The 23,786-nt window shown below is 68.9% G+C and carries 24 protein-coding genes; 18 read left to right on the forward strand and 6 right to left on the reverse strand.

Features of this window, described 5'->3' with window-relative positions; genetic code table 11:
- The first annotated feature begins 6 nt into the window (after positions 1-6).
- The 5 genes from AB0J16_RS14695 (at position 7) to AB0J16_RS14715 (ending at position 4,825) form a co-directional block, all read left to right on the forward strand.
- The gene (locus tag AB0J16_RS14695) at positions 7-990 is read left to right on the forward strand and encodes a sugar ABC transporter permease (RefSeq protein ID WP_358538707.1); all 984 of its coding nucleotides are present in this window, start codon (positions 7-9) and stop codon (positions 988-990) included.
- Complete coding sequence (locus tag AB0J16_RS14700) at positions 990-1,889, forward strand: carbohydrate ABC transporter permease (RefSeq protein ID WP_358538709.1); 900 nt, start codon at positions 990-992, stop codon at positions 1,887-1,889. The genes AB0J16_RS14695 and AB0J16_RS14700 overlap by 1 nt, the downstream gene beginning before the upstream one ends.
- On the forward strand, positions 1,886-3,145 hold the full coding sequence (locus tag AB0J16_RS14705; RefSeq protein WP_358538711.1) for a 6-phospho-beta-glucosidase: 1,260 nt from the start codon (positions 1,886-1,888) through the stop codon (positions 3,143-3,145). The genes AB0J16_RS14700 and AB0J16_RS14705 overlap by 4 nt, the downstream gene beginning before the upstream one ends.
- On the forward strand, positions 3,142-4,131 hold the full coding sequence (locus tag AB0J16_RS14710) for a BadF/BadG/BcrA/BcrD ATPase family protein (RefSeq protein WP_358538713.1): 990 nt from the start codon (positions 3,142-3,144) through the stop codon (positions 4,129-4,131). Before AB0J16_RS14705 ends, AB0J16_RS14710 begins: the two co-directional genes overlap by 4 nt.
- A 67-nt stretch (positions 4,132-4,198) precedes the next feature.
- A complete protein-coding gene (locus AB0J16_RS14715; protein WP_358538715.1) occupies positions 4,199-4,825 on the forward strand; it encodes an AAA family ATPase in 627 nt (208 codons plus the stop codon).
- Between the two features lie 198 nt (positions 4,826-5,023).
- Here the strand turns inward: AB0J16_RS14715 and AB0J16_RS14720 are convergent, their stop codons facing one another.
- Positions 5,024-5,296, reverse strand: a complete 273-nt coding sequence (locus AB0J16_RS14720; protein ID WP_358538719.1) for a type II toxin-antitoxin system RelE/ParE family toxin — start codon at positions 5,294-5,296, stop codon at positions 5,024-5,026.
- The gene (locus AB0J16_RS14725) at positions 5,293-5,580 is read right to left on the reverse strand and encodes a type II toxin-antitoxin system Phd/YefM family antitoxin (protein WP_358538721.1); all 288 of its coding nucleotides are present in this window, start codon (positions 5,578-5,580) and stop codon (positions 5,293-5,295) included. The genes AB0J16_RS14720 and AB0J16_RS14725 overlap by 4 nt, the downstream gene beginning before the upstream one ends.
- Before the next feature lie 510 nt (positions 5,581-6,090).
- Here AB0J16_RS14725 and AB0J16_RS14730 point away from each other — a divergent pair.
- The 7 genes from AB0J16_RS14730 to AB0J16_RS14760 all read left to right on the forward strand — a co-directional run bounded on the left by AB0J16_RS14730 (position 6,091) and on the right by AB0J16_RS14760 (position 12,358).
- Complete coding sequence (locus AB0J16_RS14730) at positions 6,091-6,984, forward strand: TIGR01777 family oxidoreductase (protein WP_358538723.1); 894 nt, start codon at positions 6,091-6,093, stop codon at positions 6,982-6,984.
- 50 nt (positions 6,985-7,034) lie between these two features.
- The gene (locus AB0J16_RS14735) at positions 7,035-7,772 is read left to right on the forward strand and encodes a peptidase E (protein ID WP_358538725.1); all 738 of its coding nucleotides are present in this window, start codon (positions 7,035-7,037) and stop codon (positions 7,770-7,772) included.
- Positions 7,773-7,810: 38 nt separating this feature from the next.
- Positions 7,811-8,503, forward strand: a complete 693-nt coding sequence (lipB, locus tag AB0J16_RS14740) for a lipoyl(octanoyl) transferase LipB (RefSeq protein WP_358538728.1) — start codon at positions 7,811-7,813, stop codon at positions 8,501-8,503.
- Between the two features lie 59 nt (positions 8,504-8,562).
- A complete protein-coding gene (locus tag AB0J16_RS14745) occupies positions 8,563-9,585 on the forward strand; it encodes a hypothetical protein (protein ID WP_358538731.1) in 1,023 nt (340 codons plus the stop codon).
- Positions 9,586-9,672: 87 nt separating this feature from the next.
- Positions 9,673-10,602: a lipoyl synthase gene (lipA, locus tag AB0J16_RS14750; RefSeq protein ID WP_358538733.1), complete on the forward strand. Its 930-nt coding sequence runs from the start codon at positions 9,673-9,675 to the stop codon at positions 10,600-10,602.
- A 275-nt stretch (positions 10,603-10,877) separates the two neighbouring features.
- Entirely contained in the window at positions 10,878-11,558 is a 681-nt protein-coding gene (locus tag AB0J16_RS14755; protein WP_357944837.1) for a DUF4191 domain-containing protein, read from the forward strand.
- Between the two features lie 35 nt (positions 11,559-11,593).
- Entirely contained in the window at positions 11,594-12,358 is a 765-nt protein-coding gene (locus tag AB0J16_RS14760; protein WP_358538736.1) for a methyltransferase domain-containing protein, read from the forward strand.
- 15 nt (positions 12,359-12,373) lie between these two features.
- Here AB0J16_RS14760 and AB0J16_RS14765 read toward each other — a convergent pair whose 3' ends face one another.
- From AB0J16_RS14765 to AB0J16_RS14780, 4 genes are all read right to left on the reverse strand, one after another.
- Positions 12,374-13,312: a hypothetical protein gene (locus AB0J16_RS14765; RefSeq protein ID WP_358538739.1), complete on the reverse strand. Its 939-nt coding sequence runs from the start codon at positions 13,310-13,312 to the stop codon at positions 12,374-12,376.
- 11 nt (positions 13,313-13,323) lie between these two features.
- On the reverse strand, positions 13,324-13,944 hold the full coding sequence (locus AB0J16_RS14770; protein ID WP_358538741.1) for a TetR family transcriptional regulator: 621 nt from the start codon (positions 13,942-13,944) through the stop codon (positions 13,324-13,326).
- Between the two features lie 59 nt (positions 13,945-14,003).
- The gene (locus tag AB0J16_RS14775; RefSeq protein WP_358538743.1) at positions 14,004-18,320 is read right to left on the reverse strand and encodes a GH92 family glycosyl hydrolase; all 4,317 of its coding nucleotides are present in this window, start codon (positions 18,318-18,320) and stop codon (positions 14,004-14,006) included.
- 63 nt (positions 18,321-18,383) lie between these two features.
- Positions 18,384-18,845 (reverse strand): RDD family protein, encoded by a 462-nt coding sequence (locus tag AB0J16_RS14780; protein ID WP_358538745.1) that lies wholly within the window; start codon positions 18,843-18,845, stop codon positions 18,384-18,386.
- 87 nt (positions 18,846-18,932) lie between these two features.
- On the opposite strand from AB0J16_RS14780, the gene AB0J16_RS14785 reads away from it, so the two are divergent.
- From AB0J16_RS14785 to AB0J16_RS14810, 6 genes are all read left to right on the forward strand, one after another.
- A complete protein-coding gene (locus tag AB0J16_RS14785; RefSeq protein ID WP_358538748.1) occupies positions 18,933-19,982 on the forward strand; it encodes a hypothetical protein in 1,050 nt (349 codons plus the stop codon).
- 95 nt (positions 19,983-20,077) lie between these two features.
- On the forward strand, positions 20,078-21,502 hold the full coding sequence (gene glnA, locus AB0J16_RS14790; RefSeq protein WP_225298326.1) for a type I glutamate--ammonia ligase: 1,425 nt from the start codon (positions 20,078-20,080) through the stop codon (positions 21,500-21,502).
- A 120-nt stretch (positions 21,503-21,622) separates the two neighbouring features.
- Positions 21,623-22,189, forward strand: a complete 567-nt coding sequence (locus tag AB0J16_RS14795; RefSeq protein WP_358538750.1) for a sigma-70 family RNA polymerase sigma factor — start codon at positions 21,623-21,625, stop codon at positions 22,187-22,189.
- 4 nt (positions 22,190-22,193) lie between these two features.
- Positions 22,194-22,553: a hypothetical protein gene (locus AB0J16_RS14800; protein WP_358538752.1), complete on the forward strand. Its 360-nt coding sequence runs from the start codon at positions 22,194-22,196 to the stop codon at positions 22,551-22,553.
- A gap of 63 nt (positions 22,554-22,616) precedes the next feature.
- Positions 22,617-23,363, forward strand: coding sequence for an SDR family oxidoreductase (locus tag AB0J16_RS14805; protein ID WP_358538754.1), 747 nt, complete (start codon positions 22,617-22,619; stop codon positions 23,361-23,363).
- The gene (locus AB0J16_RS14810; protein WP_358538757.1) at positions 23,360-23,779 is read left to right on the forward strand and encodes a hypothetical protein; all 420 of its coding nucleotides are present in this window, start codon (positions 23,360-23,362) and stop codon (positions 23,777-23,779) included. Before AB0J16_RS14805 ends, AB0J16_RS14810 begins: the two co-directional genes overlap by 4 nt.
- Positions 23,780-23,786: the final 7 nt, after the last annotated feature.

Below are 23,786 nucleotides of genomic sequence, written 5' to 3' on the forward strand. Positions count from 1 at the left end.
GCGCTGATGACCGCCGCACCGCACACCACGCATGTGGCCGGATCCACCTTCACCAGGTGGATCCGGCCGCGGCCGGGACACTGGATACGGCCGCTGGCTTTCATGGCACCGGCGCTGGCCGGATTGGCGCTGTTCGTCGCCTACCCGCTCCTCGCGCTGGTCTACTACTCCTTCACCCGCTACGACCTGCTCAACACTCCGATGTGGGTCGGGCTGCGCAACTACGTCTTCCTCCTCTGGGGCGATCCGCTGGCCCGCAAGGCGGCCTACAACACCGTGTGGCTGGTCGTCGTCATCACCGTGCTCCGCCTGGTCTTCGCCACCGGAGTCGCGGCCGTGCTGGTGCGGGTCAGGAACGGCGCCGGGCTGTTCCGGACGCTGATCTACCTGCCCGCGCTGGCTCCGCCGGTGGCGGCCACCCTGGCCTTCACCTTCTTGTTCAATCCCGGAACCGGGCCGGTGAACACGGTGCTGAGCTGGTTCGGCGTCTCCGGGCCGCTGTGGTTCAGCGACCCCTCGTGGGCCAAACCCGCGCTGACCTTGCTCACCTTGTGGGCCTCGGGCGAGCTGATCATCATCATCATGGCGGGGATGCTCGACGTGCCGGGTGAGCTCTACGAAGCGGCGTCCCTGGACGGCGCGGGCTCGGTACGGCGGTTCTGGCACGTCACGCTTCCGGCGATCGCGCCCGTGCTCGTCTTCGGAGTGATCAACTCCATCATCCTCGGGCTGCAGTACTTCACCCAGGCGGTGGTCGCGGCCTCGGTGGCCTCCGGGTCGGCCGACATCGCCGGCAGCAGGCGGGCCATCGGCTACCCGGACAACTCGACGCTGACCTTCCCCGTCTGGCTCTACCAACAGGGGTTCCACTACTACAACATGGGCTACGCCTCAGCCATGTCCATCGCTCTTTTCGTGGTCTCGACGGTGTTCACCGTGTTCTTCGTGCACCGTCTACGCCGTGCTTCCCATGCTGAGGAGGTGGCGTGATGGCCACTGTCACCACCACTGCCGACGTCTCCTCCAGCTCGACGTCCCGGCTCGGCCCGGCGCACCGCCGGTCGAACCGGCGCGGCATCATGCGCTGGATCGCGGTGCACAGCATCGCGCTGGCCCTCGGACTGATGTTCGTCCTGCCACTGATCTTCGTCGCGCTCACCGCGTTCATGTCGGACCGGCAGGCGCTGACGGCCGATCTGTGGCCCCGCTCCTGGCATCCGGCGAACTTCGCGGAGGTGTTCCACGCCGCGCCGCTGCTGAGGTATCTGGGCAACAGCATGATGTACTCGCTGCTCGCCGTAGCCGGGATGCTGCTGTCCAGCGTGCCGGCCGCCTATGCCCTGGCCCGGATGCGCTGGCGGGGCCGCCAGGCGGTGTTCCTGGTGATCATCGCCGCCATGATGATCCCGCCGCAGGTCCTGTCGGTCCCGCTCTACATCCTGTGGGCCCGTCTCCACCTCACAGGCACCCTTTGGCCGCTGATCCTGCCGTACTTCCTGATCGACGCGTTCAGCATCTTCCTGCTGCGGCAGTTCTTCCTCACGGTCCCGCAGTCCTACCTCGACGCCGCCCGCGTCGACGGCTGTGGCGACCTGCGGACGCTGCTGCGTGTCCTGCTCCCGATGACCCGGCCCGGCATCGCGGCGATATCCCTGTTCTGCTTCATGTACACCTGGAACGACTATTTCGGGCCGCTGCTGTACGCCGGGGAGAACCCGGACGAGTGGACCCTGTCGCTGGCCCTGGCATCTTTCCGGGGCGCGCACCAGGTGCAGTGGAACCTCACGATGGCCGCCACGGTAGTGGTCATGCTGCCGGTCATCCTGCTCTTCGTACTCGCTCAAAAGTCCTTCGTCCGAGGCATCACTTTCACAGGAGTCAAGGGTTGAAACTCACCATCGTCGGAGGCGGCTCCACCTACACCCCGGAACTGGTCAGCGGAATCGCCGATCAGCACGCCGCTCTCGATGTCGAGGAGATCGCGCTGGTCGACCCTGACACCGAGCGACTCGAGGTCGTGGGCGGGTTCGCCCGCCGCCTCCTCGATCACGCGGGCCATCCGGCCAAGGTACGCCTCACCGCCGATCTCGAGGCCGGCGCCGATGGGGCCGCCGCCGTACTGCTCCAGCTACGCGTCGGCGGCCAGGCGGCCCGCGTGACGGACGAGACCGTGCCGCTGGAATGCGGGTGCATCGGTCAGGAGACCACGGGAGCGGGAGGCCTGGCCAAGGCGCTGCGCACGGTGCCGGTGGTCCTCGACCTCGCCGAACGGGTACGGGAGATCGCCGGCGAGAAGACCTGGATCGTCGACTTCACCAACCCGGTCGGCATCGTCACTCGCGCGCTGCTCAACGCCGGTCACCGCGCGGTGGGACTCTGCAACGTCGCCATCACCTTCGAGCGCTGGGTGGCCGGGCAACTGGGTGTCGCTCCGGAAACGGTCACGCTGGAACACGCCGGGCTCAATCATCTGACCTGGGTGCGTGCCGTACGCGTCGACGGGGTGGACGTACTTCCCCAGCTGCTGTCCGAACATGCCGACCAGCTCGCCGACCACGTCGGGCTCCCTGTCGCCGCGATGCGCCGGCTCGGCGCCATACCGTCCTACTACCTGAAGTACTACTACCGTCACGACGCGATCGTGGCCGACCGGCAAGGCCCGTCACGAGCCGAGACCGTGAGCGAGATCGAGCACCGTCTCCTTGAGATGTACCGCGATCCGAGCCTGGTCGCCAAACCGGCGTTGCTGGAGCAACGGGGCGGCGCCTACTACTCGGAGGCGGCGGTGCGACTGGTGGCGTCCCTCCTGGGCGACAAGGGAGACGTGCAGGTGGTGAACACCCGCAACGGCTCCACCCTGCCGTTCTTGCCCGCCGACGCCGTGGTCGAGGTCCCCGCCCGGATCACCGGCACCGGCCCGGCGCCACTGCCGGTGGCCCCGCTGCCGCCGGCCATCAGGGGCCTGGTCGCCCACGTCAGCGCGTACGAGAGCCTCGCCCTGGAGGCGGCGCTGCACGGCGGCCGTGACCGGGTGTTCGACGCGCTGATGGCGCACCCGCTCATCGGCCAGATCGACCAGGCGGCGACCCTGGCCGATCGGCTGGTCGCCGTCAACCGTGACTTCCTGCCCTGGGCGGCGGCGTGATCGACGGAGTGCTGGCGATCGACGGCGGCAACTCGAAGACGGACGTACTCCTCGTCGCGGCCGACGGCACGGTGCTGTCGCGGGTGCGCGGTCCCGGAGCGTCCGCGCAGAAAGTAGGGGTCACCGCCAGTGCCGCCGCTCTCGACGCGCTGGTCCGGCAGGCAGCGCGGCAGCTCGATCCAGCGGCTCGCGCCCCGTACGCCCGGCACACCGCGGCCTACCTCGCCGGAGTCGACTTCGGCCGGGAACAGCAGGCGCTGACGCGGGAGCTGGCCGAGCTGGGCTGGTCCGAGGAGATCACCGTCGACAACGACATCTTCGCGCTGCTGCGCGCCGGTACCCCCGGGCACGGGGTCGCCGTGGTCTGCGGGGCAGGCATCAACTGCGTCGGCGTGGCACCGGACGGCAGGACGTTGCGGTTCCCCGCGATCGGCCGGTTGTCCGGCGACTGGGGTGGCGGTTCGTTCCTGGGCGACGAGACGCTGTGGCGGGCGGTGCGGGCCGAAGACGGTCGCGGCCCTGACACCGCGTTGCGACGGGTGGTGGCCGATCACTTCTCCGTGTCCTGTGTGGCCGACCTCGTCGAGCGGCTCCACTTCGGGGAGGTCGGCCGCGCCCGGCTCCAGGAGCTCAATCCCCTGCTGCTGGCGACCGCGGGGGCCGGCGACGCCGTGGCCAGAAAAGTGGTCGACCGGCTGGCCGAGGAGGTGGTCCTGCTCGCTTCGGCGGCGCTGCGCCGGTTGGATCTGCTCCACGTTCCGGTGGACATCGTGCTTGGGGGTGGCGTCCTCGCAGGTGGCGATGAGTACCTGCTCGACCGCATACACGCCGGTTGCCACCGGGTGGCGCCGAAGGCGACGGCCCGTGTGGTGGATGTGCCCCCGGCCGTGGGCGCCGCGTTGCTGGGCCTGGACAAGATCGGGGTGAGCGCCGACGCGGAACACCGCCTACGCGACTGCTACCGTGCCGGCACCGCCTGCGGGTAGAGCGCGACCCTGGCATCCAGGGTGGCCTTCAGGCATCCCGCGAGCGCCACGTTCTATGATCAAGCCGGTGGAAGATCAGCCGGCCGGTGGGCTCGCGCCTCTGTACCTGCTCGCGGGCGCTCCTGGCGCGGGAAAGACGACCTTGCTGCCGTACCTGCTGCGGAACGCGGGCGGGTTGGTCGTGATGGACATGGACGAGCTGCTCGAGGACGGCGCGCTGCTCGGGGTACCCATCGCGGAGCCGCAGGCCGCTCCTGTGTGGCCCGCGTACGACCGGCTGTGGACGCGCATCGTGACCATGGTGCGGCGGGCGGGGACTCCGGTGCTGTTACTGTGCCCGGTCCCCGATGCCCATGAGCTCGTACCGGAGGGGCGGTGGGGCGGGCCGGTCCATTGGGCTTTGCTGGACTGTCCCGATGAGGTACGGGTGGATCGGCTGCGGGCGCGCGATTTGGGGCTCGAGTGGATCGAGGAGGGCATTGAGGACGCGATTGAGGACGCCGCGCAGGGCCGGGCGCTGATCCCGCTGGTGTTCCACTCCGGGAGCTCCCAGACCTCTGGAAGCTCCCGGAACTCTGGGAGCTCCGGAAGCGAGACGGGGAGCGAGGAATTGGGCGGAGATGTCGCCGGTCTGGCGTCGCGGATCCTCTCATGGGCGGGCTCCGGGACGACGACGAGCGGCGCGGCTTCGTGAGGCGCTGACGGCGTGCGGATCGCGCTTCTGGGTGAGCTGGAGGTACGCGACGACGACGCAGGCGGCCCTGTTCTCGCGCGGCCTTCGCCCGGCGGTTCCACGACCCTGGCCTGCCCGCACCGCTGACCTATCTCATGTGGCGGCGCTTGATCTCCGCCAGCCCCTGGCACCGACAGGTAGGGCGGGCAGCAGTGGGCTCTATGGGCGGTAGGCGTCGCGGCGGTGTTTGATGGACTGGATCGTCACGGTGTGTTTGTCTTCGTCTATGCGGTAGACCACACGGTAGGTCCCGCGCCGGGCAACATGCAGTCCCCCGTATGGCTCTTGCAGAGGCTTGCCGACGCGCCATGGTTCGCGAGCGACAGTGCCGGTGATCAACTCCCAGGCCGCGGCCGCTACAGTCTCGGGAAGGCCCGAGGCGAGCGCACGACGAGCCGGTGGGCTCAGGAGGATGGTGTAGCGGTCGCTCACGCGCCGGCCTTGCCGAGGCGGGCTGCCAGGATAGCCGTCATCTCCTCCTCGGTGGTCACGTCACCGCGCGCCTCGGCGGCAGCGGCCTCAACCAAGTCGGCGCGCATTTCCGGGTCAGCGAGAATCTCGAGTGTCTCCTGCAGGGACTCCCACTCGGCCACGGACACGATAACGGCATGCGGCCGCCCGTTCCGGGTGAGCGTGAAGTGATCGTGCTCGCGCGCGGCCCGGTCGGCAAGCTCAGTCAGCCGGTCCTTGGCTTCGCTGATCGGAATTACCTCCATGGGTCCATGATAACGCCATGGCTGGGATATCGGCCAAGATTTCGGCTAGCTACCGATGCGCTGCACTGCTCGGTTGGCCCGCTCACGACCGTGCACCAAGTGGCGATGCCGGGACTGCGCCGAGGAGCGGCGCCGCGTCGATCAGCTTCTCTCCCCAATAGGCACGGCGGACGGCACCGCGGTAGCGGTCGTGTCTTCGTCGTCGTCCCCGATGGCGTCCCTCCCCCGTCCGTCCGGTCCGTCCCGTGTGGTCGCCCGTTGCCTTGAGCTCGGCCATGGGCATCACCTGTCCCATCTGGACAACGACCGAAGCCGTGGGCGAAGCGCGCGGCGGAGCCGCGTCTCGGGAAGACGCCCGAGCGGAGCGAGGACCGACGCGGGGGCGGGCGCCAGCCCGCCTGACAGGGCGAGCGAGCGAAGCGAGCACCTTTTGATCGGGGTGGGCATCAGACGGCCAACACTCCAGACGGGTAACGGGGGGTGGCGGGGGCCCCGGCGTAGTGTGGGGGTATGGCGATCATCGTTACGGGGGCGTCCGGGCTGCTCGGGGGGCCCTTGGTGGAGGCGCTCAAGGGGCAGGGGCGGCGGGTTGTCAGGATGGTGCGGCGGCCTCCGGAGAGCGATGAGGAGGCCTACTGGGAGCCTCGGGACGATGTGATCGATCTTTCGGTGCTCGAAGGGGCCGAAGGAGTCGTACATCTGGCCGGAGCGCCCATCGCCGACCGGCGCTGGAGCGAGTCGTACAAGCGCGAGCTGGTGCGCAGCCGGGTCGACGGGACTCGGGTGCTCGTCGACGCGTTGCGGCAGTTGTCGAGGCCGCCTGAGGTGCTCGTGTCGGCCTCCGGGGTGGACTTCTACGGTGATACCGGGGATCGGGTCATCGATGAGTCCCAGGGGAAGGGCACCGGGTTTCTGGCTGATCTGTGCGAGCTCTGGGAAGGTGCCGCCAGGGCCGCCGAGGAGGTCGGTGTCCGGACCGCGCAATTGCGTACCGGGCTTGTATTGAGTGGGCGGGGTGGGGCGCTTGGGCGGATGCTGCCCATCTTCAAGATGGGGCTCGGCGCGCCGCTCGGGAGTGGGAAGCAGTACTGGTCCTGGATATCCGAGGACGACTGGGTTCAGGCAGTACTACATATCCTGAAAAATCGGGAATTGGTGGGGGCGGTTAATCTGACTTCGCCCAATCCGGTGAGCAATGCGGAGTTCACCACCACGCTCGGGAAAGCCCTGCGTAAGGGCACCGTACCGATGCCTGTCCCGGCCTTCGCGCTGAGCATCGGCCTGGGAGAGTTCGCGCGGGAAGGGCTGTTGCCCAGCCACCGGGTTCTGCCCGGGAAACTGTCCGGAAGCGGCTACGGATTCACCCATAGCCACCTCGACGAGGCCTTGAGCGACATAATCTAGCGCCATATTCTTAGGTGCTGTTCATCCTTTACCACGCGGGAGATGCCAACATGACCAGGTCAGGCCAGTCGCACATTCTTGCCATCGGCGGTGGGTCGTTCCGCCAGACGGCGCGTTACGGCTTTCTGGAGGCGAGCCCGCTGCTGCGCTACGGCCTCGACCTGACCGGCCAGGACCGGCCGAAGCTGGGGCTGGTCGCCACCGCGATGGGCGACGACGCCGACTGGCTGCTGAAGATGTACGGCGCCTTCGCCGGATGGGACGTCGAGCTGAGCCATCTGACGGTGTTCCCGATGCCCAACGTCAAAGATCCCCGGGCGTGGATGCTCGAGCAGGACATGATCTATGTCAGCGGTGGCAGCGTGGCCAACCTGGCGGCCCTGTGGCGGCTGCACGGCTACGACGAGGCGTTCGAGGAGGCGTGGCGGTCGGGCGTGGTGCTGTCCGGGCAGAGCGCGGGCGCCCTGTGCTGGCACGTCGGCGGCAACACCGACTCCTTCGGTCCCGAGCTCAACGTGTGGGCCGACGGCCTGGCCTTCCTGCCCTACTCGTGCGGAGTCCACTACAACTCCGACCCGCAGCGCCGGCAACTGCTGCACCGGTCGGTGGCCAGCGGCGAGTTGCCCGAGGGCTACGCCGCCGACGAGGGGGTGGCACTGCACTACGTGGGCACCGATTTCATTCAGGCCGTAACCACCGATCCAGCCGGATACGCCTACAAAATCGAGCATGACGGGGCCGAGGGGGCAAAGGAGTTCCGGATCGAGCCTCGGCTGCTCACCTCCTGAATTACCCTGGATGGGTGAGGGAACGGCACAATGGACACATGCGCCCCAAGCACGGGGTCGACCCCCACGCATTGGCCATCGTCCGTCTCGGTGTCGACGTCCCCTACGAGCAGGCTTGGCAGCTGCAACGCTGGGTGCACGGCAAACGGGTGGCCCGGGAGCTGACCGACACGGTCCTGCTCCTGGAGCACGCTCCTGTCTACACGGCGGGCAAGCGCACCGCCCCGCACGAACGCCCCTCCGACGGCACCCCCGTGATCGACGTCGACCGCGGGGGCCGCATCACTTGGCACGGTCCCGGCCAGCTCGTCGCCTACCCGATCGTCGAGATCGACGACGTGACCCGCTACATCTGCCGGCTCGAAGACACGATGATCCAGATTTGTGCGGACTTCGGCGTCACGGCCAGGCGGATACCGGGCTGGGCCGGGGTCTGGGCCGCGGGCGACCCCATCCTCGGCCTGCCCGACCGCCAGCTCGGCGCCGTGGCCATCCGCGTCTCACGCGGCGTCACGATGCACGGCTTCGCGCTCAACTGCGCCAATGATCCGCGGTGGTTCAGCCGGATCGTCCCGTGCGGCATCCCGGACGTGGGCGTCTCCTCACTGTCCGCCGAGACGGGCAGGCGGATCGTGGTCGAGGAGGTCATGCCGATCGCCGAGAAACGGCTGGCCGAAGCGCTGGGCCTGGAGCCGTACGACCTGCACGAGGAAGACCTCATGCGCCGCTGACCCACTGCCGGTCGCCGAATCACGGTGAAATCTGGCATTCGCCTGTTTACGATCAGCCTGTGAAGCGGTCTGCGACGTGGCTCGCGGCCCTGGTTCTCGCTCTCGTCGTGCACACCCTGACGCTGGCCTTCGTCGTGCTGGGCGGGTGGACGATCGTGGTCAACGCCCAGTTCGCCGCGGCGTGGGCGCTCGGTGCCCTGCTGATCGCCATCGGGTGGATGCTGCGGCCGCGCCTCGGCAGCCTGCCCGCCGATGCCGAGGTCCTCGATCCTTCCTCGGCCCCGCAGGTGTACGGCATGGCGGAGCGGGTGGCCGACCGGATCGGCGTCAAACGCCCCCAGAAGGTGGCGGTCAGGGATCTGATCCTGGGCACCACGTACGCGCGCACCGGTCCGCTGCGGGTGCCCGTGCTGGTCATCGGGCTGCCCTCGTGGCTGGCCCTTTCGCCGCGGCAGCGGGTCGCGCTGCTGGCCAGGGCGTATGCGGAGCTGCCGACCAGCAGCGAGCTCATCGTGGACGGCGCGCTGGCGACGCTGGGCGCATGGCGAGAGGCGCTCATCGGAGCGGCGCCGCTGCGTGCGCGCGAGGCGGCCCACACTCAGATGGCCACCTCCCTCGGCGTGCTGAACTCCAACAGCACCGGCTACGAGGCGGTCAGCTTCCTGGGCCGGATCGTCGGGCGGGTGCTCGGCGGTCCGGTGCTGCTCACGGAGTACTGCCTGAAGCGGCTGGCCCGCTCCGACGACGCCCGCAGGCACGAACGGCGGCAGGCGAGGGCCCTGCGCGTCCTGACGGCCGAGGAACTGGCCGAGATCGACGGGCTGCTGGCCAGCGGCAGGTACGTAGCCCCCATGCAGGCGGCGGCCCTGCGCGGCGAGAGCGTGGCGTCGATCAGGCGGACCGCGCTGCTGGCCCCCGACAGCGCCCCCGACGGCGTCCGCGCCGCCGCGCCTGGCCCGGCGCTGTCCGGTTCCGTACTGTCCAGCTCGGAGCTGCTCGGCGCGGCCGAGTCGGACCGGATCGACGACGAACTGCTCCGCCACTACACCCGCGCCATCCGCGGCTTCGGCCTGATCATCTGAGCCGGCCAAGCCAGCCGAATCATCCGATGACCCGGCGAATGATGCCCCTGGGAGTGGGACAGGTTGGGCGAGACGTAAGCTGGGGCGGTGACCGTTGCTCCTGAAGGCCGAAAGCTCCTCCGCCTGGAGGTGCGCAACGCCGAAACCCCTATCGAGCGCAAGCCCCCGTGGATCAAGACCAAGCTGAAGACGGGCCCCGAATACACCGAGCTGAAATCGCTCGTGCGCCGGGAGGGCCTGCACACGGTCTGTGAAGAGGCGGGCTGCCCCAATATCTACGAGTGCTGGGAAGACCGCGAGGCGACGTTCCTCATCGGCGGCGACCAGTGCACGCGCCGCTGCGACTTCTGCCAGATCGACACCGGCAAGCCCAAGGAGTACGACCGGGACGAGCCGCGCCGCGTGGCCGAGTCGGTCGAGCAGATGGGCCTGCGCTACGCCACGGTGACCGGCGTGGCCCGCGACGACCTGCCCGACGGCGGCGCCTGGCTCTACGCCGAGACCGCGCGGCAGATCCACGCGCTGCTGCCCGGCTGCGGGGTCGAGCTGCTGGTGCCCGACTTCAACGGCGACCGTGAGCAGCTGGAAGAGGTGTTCTCGGCCAAGCCCGAGGTGTTCGCGCACAATGTCGAGACCGTGCCGCGGATCTTCAAGCGCATCCGGCCCGCGTTCCGCTACGAGCGCTCGCTGGGCGTGATCACGACGGCCCGTGAGGCCGGGCTGGTCACCAAGTCCAACCTGATCCTGGGCATGGGCGAGACGCGCGAGGAGGTCGTGGAGGCGATGCGCGACCTGCACGCCGCCGGCACCGACCTGCTGACGATCACCCAATACCTGCGCCCGACGCCCCGCCACCACCCGGTCGAGCGCTGGGTCAAGCCGGAGGAGTTCGTCGAGCTCCAGGCGGAGGCCGAGGCGATCGGCTTCGCGGGTGTCCTGTCGGGCCCGCTCGTCCGCTCCTCCTACCGCGCGGGCAAGCTCTACAAGCAGGCCATCGAGGCCCGCCAGAGCGCCTGAAGTTCCCTGGGCCGCCTCCGCCACGGAGGCGGCCTGGCCGCGTGACATCGGCTCCGCTGAATGGACGTGCAATACCGGTTTGGTAACGCACGTAGGCCGGGGTCTCACCGTCACGTCACGGCGCCCGGCCCCGCATCACCGGAGGAGCGTGCCCCTGGACAGGGCCCGGCCCCGTACGGCGGGTGGGGCCCACCGTGCTCTGCCGTAAAAGAAAAACCCCCGAACGACCAGAGGCGTTTTCGTATCCCGCTCGGTTGGTTTGTATTCTTCGAAGCATGGCAAAGTCCGAGGACCCAGAGAAGCCGGGACGCATCAAGCAGTTCCGCATGATCGCGCAGATCATCAAGCAGGCCAACCCCAAGGGGTTGCCGATCGTCTTCCTTTCGGCGGTCGGCACGCTGGCTGTGATCGTCGTGATCGGGCTGGTCACGGACTATCTGTGGTATTCGGTGTTCCTCGGCGTGCTCGCCGCGCTCACCGTCGGCCTCGTGGTGTTCGGGCAGCTGGCGCAGCGCGCCCAATATTCGATCCTGCACGGCCAGACCGGCGCCGCCGCCGCGGTGCTGCAGGGCATGCGGGGCAACTGGCAGGTCACCCCGGCCATCGCGGTCAACCGTGACCAGGACCTGATCCACCTCGTGATCGGGTTCCCGGGGGTCGTGCTGGTGTCCGAGGGGCCCGGCAACCGGGTGGCGAAGATGCTCGCGGCCGAGAAGAAGCGGGTCGCGCGGGTGGTGCTGGGCGTCGAGATCTACGACATCCAGTGCGGTGACGGCGAGGGGCAGGTGCCGCTGGGCAAGCTCCAGCGCCACATCATGAAGCTGCCGCGCAACCTGAAGAAGCCCTCGGTCAACGAGGTCAAGGACCGCCTGCGCTCGCTCCCCAAGAACATGCCGATGCCCAAGGGCCCGATGCCCAAGGGTGCCCGGGTTCCGCGCGGCCCCAAGATGCGCTAGTGCCGTCAGGGAGCGCACTGTCCGGGGATGAGTCGATGATGTCGGACTCCTCGCGGGCCAACCGCGGCTGGTGGGACGGCAACGCCGACGACTACCAGGTCGAACACGGCGAATTCCTGCGCGACACCGGCTTCGTGTGGTGCCCGGAGGGCGTCGACGAGGCCGAGGCGCACCTGCTGGGCGACGTACGCGGCCGGCGGGTGCTGGAGATGGGCTGTGGCGCGGCTCAGTGCGCGCGGTGGCTGGTCGGGCAGGGGGCCGAGGTCGCCGCGTTCGACCTGTCGCACCGGCAGTTGCGCCACTCGCAGCGGATCGACCTCGACACCGGCCTGCACGTCCCTGTGGTGCAGGCCGACGCCGAGGTGCTCCCGTTCGCCGGCGGGTCGTTCGATCTGGCGTGCTCGGCGTTCGGGGCGCTGCCGTTCGTGGCCGATCCGCTGGCGGTCTTCCGTGAGGTGGGCCGGGTGCTGAGGCCGGGCGGGCGGTTCGTGTTCTCGGTCAGCCATCCGATCCGGTGGGCGTTCCCCGACGACCCGGGGCCGCGCGGGCTGACCTCTGACCGGTCCTACTTCGACCGTTCGCCCTATGTCGAGACGGACGAGTACGGCACAACCACCTACGTCGAGCACCATCGGACGATGGGCGACTGGATCGGCCTGATCGTCGCCTCAGGACTGACCGTGACGGGCCTGCTGGAGCCCGAATGGCCGGCGGGCCACGACCGGGTGTGGGGCGGCTGGAGCCCGCTGCGCGGCAACCACATACCGGGCACCGCCATCTTCACCTGCGCCCGCGACTGACTCACCGCACGGAGTTCAGTGGCGGGCGTACCGGGCCGCCATCGCGTGGAAGGCCGCCTTGGGCTCCCAGCGGGTGCCGTCGAGCATTCGGACCACCCCGTACGCGCCGAGGTCGGCGTCGCCGAGCCGGTTGTAGGAGGCGAAGGTGAACCACAGGGCCGTGTCGACCCCCTCCTGCTCGAAGACGTCGAGCAGCTCGTTCAGGTAGCGGACCTGCTCGCCCTCGTCGCGTTCCGAGCCGTCGGGCACGTCCCAGGCCATACCCCCGCGCTCCCCCGCCCCCGTATAGGCGCAGGTGCCGAACTCGGTCACCACGACGGGCTTGCCGTGCTTGAAGTGCCCGCGCAGCTCCTCCACGAAGCTCCCGGCGTTGTACGCGGCCCGGTAGGCGTCCACCCCGACCAGGTCGAACGGCGTCCAGTCGACGAACTCCCACGGTCCGGAGGCGTACGTGATCCGGCCCCCGAACAGCGGCCGCACCGTCTCGGCGGCCTCCCCCAGGAAGCCGTTGAAGCGCCCCATGATCGCTCCCAGCGACTGCCACCACTCCATGTCGGCCGACATCATCGCCCGCATGCGCTCCATGTAGTCGGCACCGGGCATGAACCCGTCGCAGAAGGCGCTGGTCTCGCAGCCGGCGACCAGCACCACCTCGGCGCCGCCGCGCCGGACGGCCTCGGCTCGTTCGGCGCAGTCGGCGTAGAGGGGGATCACCTGCTCCGGCGTGAGGTCGACGGGGAACGGCGCGAACCAGACCTCCAGCCCGGCCGCGGCGGCCTGCTCGGCCGCCACGCTCAGCCGCTCCGGGTCGCCGCCGGACACGCGTACGGCCGCGCAGTGCAGCTCGTCGGCGATCACCCGCATCTCGCGCCCGACCGTCTCGGCGTCGAACGCCGTCCGGGACAGGCTCTCGCCCGGCAGAAACCCGGTGTCATAGTTGATGCCTTTTTTCACGAAATATCCCCTTATTCTCCGGTGAAGCCGTGCTCTAGGAGGTCGAAGGCGAGCTCGACGTCGTCCGCCAGCCGGCCGGCCGCCTCGGCGATGGGCGTCCCCTCGACGAGCCGCTGAAAGAACCCCTCCTGCACCGTCGTGAGCACGGCCGTGACCTGCGCGGCCATGAGCTGGTCCCGCAGCTCGCACGCCCCGTCCGGCACTCCCCGCGCACTGGCCAGAGCGGCGGCCAGCTCGTATCGCTGCCCCGCCTGGGTCTGGTGCAGCCCCGCCATCAGCGCCGGGCTGGCCGAGATCACCCAGGCCCGGGTGAGCAGGCCCTCGACGTCGACCCCCTCCGTGTCCTCGGCGGCGAACGCCCGGTAGTGCTCGCGCAGCGCCTCGAGCGGCGCCTGTCCCGGCCGCCGCTCGTTGACGATCTTCGCCGTGTCCTCCTTGACCACGTCGAGGACGAGGCTCTCCTTAGTCGGGAAGTAGGTGAACAACGTGACCTTCGCGACCCCGGCCGCCTCAGCGATCTCGTTGACCGTCACGGCCTCGTAGCCCCGCTTGGCGAACATTCGCAGCGCCACCTCGGCGATGCGCCGCCGGGTCTGCTCCTTCTTCTTCTCCCTGAGTCCGGCCATCATCATGGGGACAGCATAAACCTTACCGGGTTCAATATCGAACCCGGTAAGGTTTTGTTATCGCGCTAGAGACCCTCGCACTGGCCGGCCGACGGTCCCAAGACCGTGTTGGACAGACCGTTCGCGGTCGGTGCCGGGGAATTGCCCGTGCAGGTCAGCGGCCCCTTGACCGTGCTGGCGGCGATCAGCGGCCCGCTGTCGCCGACCAGCGTCACCGGTCCGCCCACCACCGATTTCTCCACGGACAGTTCCTTCACCGAGGTCGCCGTGAGCGGCCCGCCCACGGAGGTGTCCACCAGGACCAGCCGCCCGGCGCCCACCGCGGTGACCGGTCCGCCGACCGTGGCGGCCCGCGCGATCAGCGAGGCGCCCTGCCGGAGGACGACGGGGCCGGTCACGTCCGCGCCCGCCGCCAGGCAGGTCACGCCGGAGCCGACCGTGAGGGGGCCGCTGTGGGTGCCGGTGACGGTTCGCGTGCAAGCCGGATCCGGTACTGCCAGCAGCTCCAGCTCGGCCAGCGTGCCGGAGACGGTGAGGCGGTACTGGGCGTACCGCCCGGGGCGGGCGATCTTGAACGGCCGGGTCTGCCTCGCCTGGTCGAACCTCTGGCCGTCCCGCTGGTCGATGACCGTCCAGGCCGTACCGTCGTAGGAGCCCTCAAGCTTCCACGACGTGGGTCCGGTGGCCGCCGAGGTGAGGGTGTAGAAGCTCACCTCGTCCCGCGCTCCCGCCTGAAGAGTGATATTTCCGGAAATGGTGGTTGTGGTTGCCGAGGTGTCGTCCGACAGCGCCGCCGGGCCCCCGGTGACCGGGATGTCGCGCATCGGGCGCGGCATCTCGCCGTCGGGCGTGATCGACTCCGGCGGCTCGCCCCACGTGGACGGCTTGGACCCCATCGCGAAGTCCAGTACGGCCCCACCGGCCAGCACGTCGTGCGGCAGCGCGGTCGACGTCCACGCCTTGCCGTTCACCTTGAGGCCCTGGATGTAGACGTTCTCGGCACTGTTGGCCGGGGCATTGATCACCAGGTCCTTGCCGCTGGGCAGATGCACGGTGGCCTTGGTGAACAGCGGCGAGCCGATCGCGTAGTCCTGGCTGCCGGCCTGGAGCGGGTAGAAGCCGAGGGCGCTGAAGACGTACCAGGCGGACATCTCGCCGTTGTCCTCGTCGCCCGGATAGCCCTGGCCGATCTCGCTGCCCAGATAGAGCCGCGACAGCGCCTCCCTGACCTTGGCCTGCGCCTTCCACGGCTGCCCCGCGTGGTCGTACATGTAAATGATGTGGTGCGAGGGCTGGTTGCTGTGGCCGTACTGGCCCATGCGGACGTCCCTGGCCTCGCGCATCTCGTGGATCACGCCGTTGTACGAACCGGGGAACGTGGCCGTCTCCTGGTCGGCGAAGAAGGCGTCGAGCTTCTTGGCCAGGCCCGCGCGCCCGCCGTACAGGGCGGCGAGTCCGGTGCCGTCCTGGGGCGCGTGGAAGGCCATGTTCCAGCCGTCGGTCTCGGTGTAGTCGTAGCCCCAGACGCGGGGGTCGTAGTCGGCCTTGGTACGGCGCCACTTGCCCGTGGAGTCGCGGCCCTGGAAGAAGCCCACCTCCGGGTCGAACATGTTGACGTAGTTCAGGGCCCTGTTACGGAAATATTCGGACTCCTCCAGGTAGCGGGCCTTCTCCGCGCCGGTGGCGTCCTTGGCCAGGGCCGCGGCCATGGTCGAGATGCCGAAGTCGTTGATATATCCGTCCATGGCCCAGGACAGGCCCTCGCCTACCTCGTTCAGGGCGGTGTACCCGCGGAAGATCGAGGTCTGCAGGCCCTTGCGCCCGACGGCCGGGTTCGCCGGCACCACGGTGGCGTTCTTCACCGCCGCCGCGTACGCCGACTTGGCGTCGAAGCCGCGCACACCCTTGCTGTAGGCGTCGGCGAACGCCACGTCCGAGCTGGTGCCCACCATGAGGTCGGCGTAGCCGGGCGAGGACCACCGGGCGATCCAGCCGGCGTCGCGATACTGCTGGACGAACCCGTCGATCAGCTCGCCCGCCTCGGGGGCCAGCAGCGAGTAGGCGGGCCAGGTCGTCCGGTAGGTGTCCCAGAAGCCGTTGTTGACGTAGATCTTGCCGTCCACGATCTTGGCCCCGGTCTGGGTGGGGGTGTCCGGGCCGCTCCTGGCCGATACCGGGCTGGCGTACTTGTAGGCGGGCGCGGCGGCCGTACCGGTGTTCTCGAAGCCCGAGTTCGGATAGAGGAACAGCCGGTACAGGTTCGAGTACAGCGTCGTGAGCTGGTCGGGCGTGGCGCCCTCGACCTCGACCGTGCCCAGCTTGTCCGCCCAGGCGCGCTGGGCCCGCGCCTTGACCTCCTCGAACGTGCCGTTCTCCAGCTCCAGGTTGCGCTTGGCCTGCGCCACGCCGAGGAAGGAGGTGGCGATGCGCATCGTGACCTGCTTGGCGGAGAAGGCGGCATAGCCCGTCACGTTGTCGCGGCCGGCGCCGGTCAGCTTGCCGCCGCCGGTGGGCTGCTGGTCGAAGACCGCGTAGACGTACATCCGGGTGGCGCCCGCTGACAGGCCGCTGCGCGTGTCGGTGAAGCCGGTGACGACGCCCTGGTCGATGGTCAGCCCGCCGTCGTTGTTGTAGTTGTCGAAGATCAGGCTGCCGCCGTCGCCGGGGAAGGTGAAGCGGAACACGGCCGCGTGGTCGGCGGGCGCGATCTCCGTACGGATGCCGTTGAGCAGGTCGACCCCGTAGTAGTACGGCCTGGCGGTCTCACCCGAGTGCAGGAACGGCGTGGCCCTGGCGACCCGGTCGGGGTTCGGCTTGGCCAGCAGCGACGGCATGACCTGGAAGGACTGCCGGTCCCCCATCCAAGGGCTCGGCTCGTGGCTGGCGGCGAACGCCTGGATGGTCGGGACGTTGTCGGCGTTGCCGTTGCGGTGATACTCGTACAGCCACGAGTTCGACCCGGAGCCGGTCATCGGCGTCCAGAAGTTGAACCCGTGCGGCACGGCCGTGGCCGGGAAGTTGTTGCCCCGCGAGAAGCCGCCGGTCGACTGGGTGCCGCGCGTCGTCACCACGTGGTCGGCCAGGCTCTTGACCTGCTGCGGCTTGGCGTTGACGAGCGTTATGTCGTCCACCCAGCCCTTGAACGGCAGCGGCCCGGCCGGCGCGTCGTAGGCGATCAGGATGCGCTTGATCCGCTTGCCCTTGGCGACGTCGCCGATGCGGGAGCGCTGGAAGTTCCACTGGTCGGCGTAGAGGGTCTTGGACTCGCCCTGCGCCCGTGGCGTCAGCCCGATCCCGTGCTGATCCTCGGCCTTGAGGTCACTGAGGTACGTGCCGTCGGCGAAGGCCAGGTCCACACTCGCGTACGTGCTGGGGTAGCTCAGCGCGGCACCGGTGAACTCGGGGAACAGCACGTACGACAGCTCGGTGTCGGCCGTGACCTCGATGTCGGTCTCGAACACCTTGTTGGCCGAGTGGCCGCCGCCGCTGGTGGTCGTGCTGCCGGAGTAGCGCAGCGCCTTGAGGCCCGTGTAGCCGGCGCGGGGCTTGGCGGTGTAGCCGCTGCCGGGGCCGGGGCCGATCAGGCTGCGCATGTCGGAGGGCGGCTTCGGGGCGGTGTCGCCGTCCGAGAGCTGCAGCTCGGCGAGCTGGACGATCGTGCCCGAGCCGATCCGCGTGACGTTGAGCCGGTAGTAGAGGTAGGAGGCCGGGTGCGCGACGTCGAACTCGCGGGTCTTCAGCCGGGCGTCGAACACCTCTCCCGCCCGCGTGTCCACGGCCGTCCAGCTCTGCCCGTCCGCCGAGCCCTCAAGCGCCCAGTCGCGCGGGTCGCGCTGGGCGGCGTCGTTGGCGGAGGCCATGGCGTACCGGGTGACCGCGATGGGCTTGGACAGCTTCACCGACACCCAGCCCGTGCCGGTGAACGCCAGCCACTTGGTGTTGACGTCCCCGTCGAACAGGTTCTCCTTCACCTCGCCCGAAGGGGTGTTCTCGCCGCTGGCCGCGATGTCGACGACCTCGTCGGTGACGTTGCCCGGGATGCCGCCGGTGGTGGCGCCGGTGATCCCCTCGGCCTTCCTGCCCTCGTCGACCGCGTTGAGCCAGGTCGGCTGCGGGTCGCCGGTCTCGAGGGAGGAGTAGAAGAGCGCCCCTGGCGGGGCGGTACGTACGGCGGCTTCCCGTTTGGCGCCCGGAGTCGGCGTCACCTCCTCGATGGGCGCCGGCTGCGTGGGCGCCGCCGAAGGCGCGTCCGACGGCAGCGGTGACGGAGCTGGATCGGTCACTGTTGGTGACGTCGGCGGATCGGCCGTCGCCACCCCGGATAACCCGGCGAATCCCAGTACAGCCGCGGTCGCCACGACCGCAAGACGTGCTCTCCGCATGTCGCCCTCCTGACAACGTTGTCAACAGCAGACTCCGCGAAGACAACGTTGTCAATGGACGTTTCACATACGCACGACGACCGTGTTGGAGGCGCGGTCGTGCAGCCCCCGGTGGTCGCGATCCCAGATGAGCGCGGGCACGGCCAGGCAGAGCAGCACCGTGCGTGCCAGCACGGGCACCAGCCGGGGGCTGCCGCCGTCCATCGCGGCCACCCTGATCCCCGCGAGCCGGTGCCCGAACGTCTGCCCCATGAACCCGACGAGCAGGATGTACTGGATCGCGAACACCGCCACGGGCGCCCACGGCGACTCCGCCGGGTTCATCCGCAGCACGAGCTGGACCACGACCCAGGTGCAGATCATCCAGTCGATGACCAGCCCGGCGATGCGCCGCCCCCACCCGGCGACGGCGCCGCTCCCCTGCTCCGGCAGCCCCAGGCGCTCACCCGGATAGCCGAGATCGACACCCGCCGCCCTCACACCGCCCAGCCAGGTCTGCGTCCACCGAGGCTCGTTCCCGCTCATACCTCAACGGTATCCGGCCAGGGGGTCGGTCGGGATCGTGACCCAACCGCGCCACAAAGATCACCTTTCTCCCTCATCATGTACGCCATGCCGAACGGGGATGACTTAGACGCGCGCTTCAACGAGCTCGTCGCGCAGATCGATGAGGACGAGCGGCGCAGGATGCGCGCGGCGGCCAGCAGGGGAGCCAGGGCGCCGCGCTCGGACAAGGCCACCCGGCCACGGCGAGCGGGGCGGGGCCTGCTCGCGGCCGGTCTGGTGGCCGCGGTGATCGGCGGCGCGACCGTGATCGTCGCCGCCCGGCCCGACCTGCTGACACCACAGGCGGGAAGCCCGGGACCGGTCCCGGAGGAGACCCAACCGGTCATGGCGGCCCCGGAGGCGACCGGCGCCGAGATCGCGGCCCCGAAGCCGACCGCGGTGGACCCGTTCACGGGCTCCCCCGCCGAGAAGTACGCGGAGGGGGCGGCCGGCTTCGTCCTGCCCAAGGCCAAGGCGCTCGGCGGGCTGTCGAAGAAGGACGTGGCGAAGGCGCTGGAACGTACCCGCAAGCTCATGACCGCGGCCTTCCTCGACCGCAAGACGCTCATGGGCGGCAAGCCGAAGGCGTTCATGAAGCTGCTCGATCGCGAGCAGCGCGTCTGGTTCCAGAAGTACCTGGACCAGAAGAAGAGGGGCAAGGACGACTTCGACAGCCGTGGCTGGGTGACCAGCTTCGCCCCGAAGACCGCCGAGCTCTCCACCGGCGTCATCAAGGTCAACGGCAAGACGACAGTGGCCAAGGCCAAGAAGTACGGCCAAAGAGGCGCCGAGGTGAAGCTGAACTACCTCGTGGTCTATGCCGTGAACCGCCCCGGCCAGCCCACCACGACGATCCGCCTCGTCACCCACCGCGTCGGCAGCGTGTTCGTCTACCGCGAGGCGGGAGAGCTCGTTCTGTGGTTGAAGGACTGGGTCAGGACCAGCACTCCCGCGCGATGCGACGTGAACGACTTCTTCATCCACCCCTCCTACGACGACTCCGCTCCGGACGCGGTGGAACCGAGCGGCCCGCCGTCAAACCCCTACGATCTGGACGAGGAAAAGCACGGCAAAAAAGACGGTGAGGACAGCTGCTGGGCTTCGGACCCGACCTGAGTCCGCTTAACATGTGCGAAACAATCGAGACACCGATCGGAAACGGCCGCGACCTAACCTCGGCCTGATAGTCATGTCCCCAGGGAGGTTCGAGAGTGTTCAACTCCGCCGACGACGTCCTGAAGTTCATCAGTGACGAAGGGGTGCAGTTCGTCGATGTCAGGTTCACCGACCTGCCGGGGACGACGCACCACTTCACCTTCCCGGTAGAGAACTTCGGCGCCAGTGTCTTCACCGACGGGCTCATGTTCGACGGCTCGTCGATCCGCGGCTTCCAGGCCATCCACGAGTCGGACATGCTGCTGCTGCCCGACCCGTCCAGCGCCGTGCTCGACCCGTTCCGCCAGCACAAGACGCTCAACATAAACTTCTTCGTGCACGACCCGCTGACCGGCGAGGCCTACAGCCGCGACCCGCGCAACGTCGCCCGCAAGGCGGAGGAATACCTCAAGGGCACCGGCATCGCCGACACCGTCTACTTCGGGCCCGAGGCGGAGTTCTACATCTTCGACGACGTCCGCTTCGAGACGCGGCAGAACGCCGGCTATTACTACATCGACTCCATCGAGGGCGCCTGGAACACCGGCAAGGCCACCGAAGGCGGCAACCTCGGCTACAAGCCCCGTTACAAGGGCGGATACTTCCCGGTCCCGCCGATGGACCACTTCACGGACCTGCGCTCGGAGATGGTGCGCAACCTCATCGAGGCCGGCATCGACGTCGAGATGCAGCACCACGAGGTCGGCACGGCAGGCCAGGCGGAGATCGACTTCAGGTTCGGCACGCTGCTCAAGACGGCCGACAACCTGATGCTCTACAAGTACGTCATCAAGAGCACCGCCCTCGAATACGGCCACACGGTCACGTTCATGCCCAAGCCGATCTTCGGCGACAACGGCTCCGGCATGCACTGCCACCAGTCGCTGTGGAAGGACGGCTCGCCGCTCTTCTACGACGAGGTCGGCTACGCGGGCCTGTCCGACACGGCCCGCTACTACATCGGCGGCCTGCTCAGGCACGCGCCGTCGCTGCTGGCCTTCACCAACCCGACGGTCAACTCCTACCACCGTCTGGTGCCCGGCTACGAGGCCCCGGTCAACCTGGTCTACTCCCAGCGCAACCGCTCGGCCTGCGTCCGCATCCCGATCACGGGCTCCAACCCGAAGGCCAAGCGCATCGAGTTCCGCGTGCCGGACCCGTCGTGCAACCCGTACTTCGCCTTCTCGGCGATGCTGATGGCCGGCCTCGACGGCATCCGCAACAAGATCGAGCCGCCGGAGCCCGTCGACAAGGACCTCTACGAGCTGCCTCCGGAGGAGGCCCGCCAGGTGCCGCAGGTGCCCGGCTCGCTCCCCGAGGTCCTGGCCGCGCTGGAGGCCGACCACGACTACCTGCTGGAGGGCGGCGTCTTCACGCCTGACCTGATCGAGACGTGGGTGGCCTACAAGCGCGAGAACGAGGTCGACCCGATCCGGCTGCGCCCGCACCCGCACGAGTTCGAGCTTTACTACGACATCTAGAAGCCCGACCAGAACAGCCCGGAACCGACAGTCGGTTCCGGGCTGTTCCGCGTACAGAGGCTGTTCCGCGTACAGAGGTCGAATATCGGCCCGGCTCGGTGGCCTGGAAGGCTGGCGGGCGTGACTGGTGACGCGGTTGAGGAGTTCGAGCGGCACCGCTCGAACCTGTTCGGGCTGGCCTACCGGATGCTGGGTTCGGCCGAGGAGGCCGAGGACGTGGTCCAGGACACCTTCCTTCGCTGGCACCACCGTGCGGCTGTCGAATCGCCGTGGGCCTGGCTGGCCAAGGTGGCGACCAACCTGTGCGTGAACCGGTTGACGTCGGCGCGTGCGCGCCGGGTGAGCTATGTCGGTCCGTGGCTGCCTGAGCCGGTGCTGACCGCGGACGGGGCTCTGGGACCGCTGGACAGTGCCGAACAGCGAGACTTCGTCTCACTGGCCTTCCTGACCTTGCTGGAACGGCTCAACCCCGTGGAGCGCGCGGTGTTCGTGCTCCGTGAGGCCTTCGACTACAGCCATCGCCAGGTGGCCGAGGTCATCGACTCCTCCGAGGCGAACTCCCGGCAGCTGTACCGGCGCGCTCGCCTGCGACTCGCCGACGCTCCTGGGAGCGCCGAGCGCTCGCCTGCGACTCGCCGACGCTCCTGGGAGCGCCGAGCGCCCGATGGACCGGGCTCACCACCGTGAGCTGGTGAAAGGCTTCCTGGCGGCCGCGGAGGAGGGGGATCTTCCAGAGCTGGAGAAGCTGCTGGCCCACGACGTGACCGTGTGGGTGGACGGCGGCGGCAGGATCAGCGCCGCCAGGCGACCTGTCTTCGGCGCCAACCGGGTGGCGCGCTATCTGGTCGGCGCATCGCGCACCACCGGTCAGCGGATCCGGCTGTCGATCGCGGAGCTGAACGGCGCTCCCGGCCTGCTGGCCCTGGCCGGTGAGGAGCTGATCGGCGTGCTGGTGCCGGAGACGGCGGGCGGCCTGATCAGCGAGATTCGCATCATCGCCAATCCCGCCAAACTTCGGTTGTCACGTCGGGAAGGTCTGTCCGGTTCTTAATGGGTGCACCTGACAGCCGCGCGCGGCCATCAGCCTCGCGCTCTTCCACGAGAGTTGCCACCCATGACAGATCCGATCCTGGTGACGGGCGGTACCGGCCGGCTCGGCCGTAGGTTGGTTCCACGACTTCTGGCCGCCGGCCACGCCGTACGCGTGCTGAGCCGCAAGCCGCCGCGCGACGAGATGATGTGCCGCGGCGACCTGATCACCGGTGAGGGACTTGAGGATGCGGTCTCCGATACCGGCACGATCATCCACTGCGCGACCGGTAATGGCCACGCGGATCAGGACGCCACCCGCAATCTCGTCCAGACTGCCATGCGAACCGGTCGCCCCCACCTGATCTACGTGTCCATCGTCGGCATCGATCGAGTTGATATCTCCTACTATCGGGCGAAGCTGGCGTGTGAGCGGCTCCTGGAAGAGTCCGGGCTCCCGTTGACGATCCAGCGCGCCACCCAGTTCCACGAGCTCATCGCCTGGATGTGCGCGATCCAACGACGGCTGCCGATGATCATGATGCCCGCCGGGGTCAGCTTTCAGCCCGTCGACACCGGCGAGGTGGCCGCCCGCTTGACCGACCTGGCCGAGGCCTCACCGGCGGGCCGGGCGCCGGACATGGGTGGGCCTGAGGTGCGTACCGCGGCCGATCTGGCCCGCGCCTATGCTCACGCGCGGTCCAGCCGCCGGCCGGTGGTGCCGATGCCGCTGCCGGGAATCGGTGGGTTGCGCGGCTTCCGGGAAGGGAGACACCTGGCTCCCGACCATGCCGTCGGGCAGATCACCTTCGAGCGGTTCCTCACCGCATGAGCGCGCGCATCTGGCTCCGCGCGGGCCTGGCGTTCCTGGCCGCGACACAGTTCGCCGTGGGCTGCTGGGCGCTGTTCTTCCCCCGCTCGTTCTTCGACATCCCGTTCGTGGGGATGCGCATGCCGTACAACGCGCATCTGATGATGGACTACGGCGCGATGAGCCTGGCGACGGCGGTGCCGCTGGGGGTGAGCTTCTTCGTCGTACGGCGCGGCATGGTGCGCACGGCGCTTGCCGTGTACGTGATGTTCGCCGTGCCGCACCTGGCGATCCACGTGCGACTGCTGCACCATCTGACGCCTGGAGAGCGCGTGCCGTTACTGCTCGCGCTTTCGGCGGCGGCCGTGATCCCGCTGGCCTTGTGGCCGCTCACCAACAGGCTCCAACCGGTGCGCGAAGCGCCGCATTCGACTTGAACCGATC

Origin of the sequence: Nonomuraea sp. NPDC049750, from assembly GCF_040659625.1 — a bacterium.
In the GTDB taxonomy this organism is placed as follows: Bacteria; Actinomycetota; Actinomycetes; order Streptosporangiales; family Streptosporangiaceae; genus Nonomuraea.

Bases quoted from the DNA above. Each gene is read 5' to 3' on its own strand.
- AB0J16_RS14755 (WP_357944837.1), top strand. From the start codon at position 10,878: ATGGCAAAGTCCGAGGACCCAGAGAAGCCGGGACGCATCAAGCAGTTC.
- AB0J16_RS14735 (WP_358538725.1), top strand. From the start codon at position 7,035: ATGACCAGGTCAGGCCAGTCGCACATTCTTGCCATCGGCGGTGGGTCG.
- AB0J16_RS14780 (WP_358538745.1), bottom strand. From the start codon at position 18,845: ATGAGCGGGAACGAGCCTCGGTGGACGCAGACCTGGCTGGGCGGTGTG.
- lipB (WP_358538728.1), top strand. From the start codon at position 7,811: ATGCGCCCCAAGCACGGGGTCGACCCCCACGCATTGGCCATCGTCCGT.
- AB0J16_RS14700 (WP_358538709.1), top strand. From the start codon at position 990: ATGGCCACTGTCACCACCACTGCCGACGTCTCCTCCAGCTCGACGTCC.
- AB0J16_RS14760 (WP_358538736.1), top strand. From the start codon at position 11,594: ATGATGTCGGACTCCTCGCGGGCCAACCGCGGCTGGTGGGACGGCAAC.
- AB0J16_RS14730 (WP_358538723.1), top strand. From the start codon at position 6,091: ATGGCGATCATCGTTACGGGGGCGTCCGGGCTGCTCGGGGGGCCCTTG.
- AB0J16_RS14725 (WP_358538721.1), bottom strand. From the start codon at position 5,580: ATGGAGGTAATTCCGATCAGCGAAGCCAAGGACCGGCTGACTGAGCTT.
- AB0J16_RS14770 (WP_358538741.1), bottom strand. From the start codon at position 13,944: ATGATGATGGCCGGACTCAGGGAGAAGAAGAAGGAGCAGACCCGGCGG.
- AB0J16_RS14695 (WP_358538707.1), top strand. From the start codon at position 7: ATGACCGCCGCACCGCACACCACGCATGTGGCCGGATCCACCTTCACC.
- AB0J16_RS14785 (WP_358538748.1), top strand. From the start codon at position 18,933: ATGCCGAACGGGGATGACTTAGACGCGCGCTTCAACGAGCTCGTCGCG.
- AB0J16_RS14810 (WP_358538757.1), top strand. From the start codon at position 23,360: ATGAGCGCGCGCATCTGGCTCCGCGCGGGCCTGGCGTTCCTGGCCGCG.
- AB0J16_RS14805 (WP_358538754.1), top strand. From the start codon at position 22,617: ATGACAGATCCGATCCTGGTGACGGGCGGTACCGGCCGGCTCGGCCGT.
- AB0J16_RS14775 (WP_358538743.1), bottom strand. From the start codon at position 18,320: ATGCGGAGAGCACGTCTTGCGGTCGTGGCGACCGCGGCTGTACTGGGA.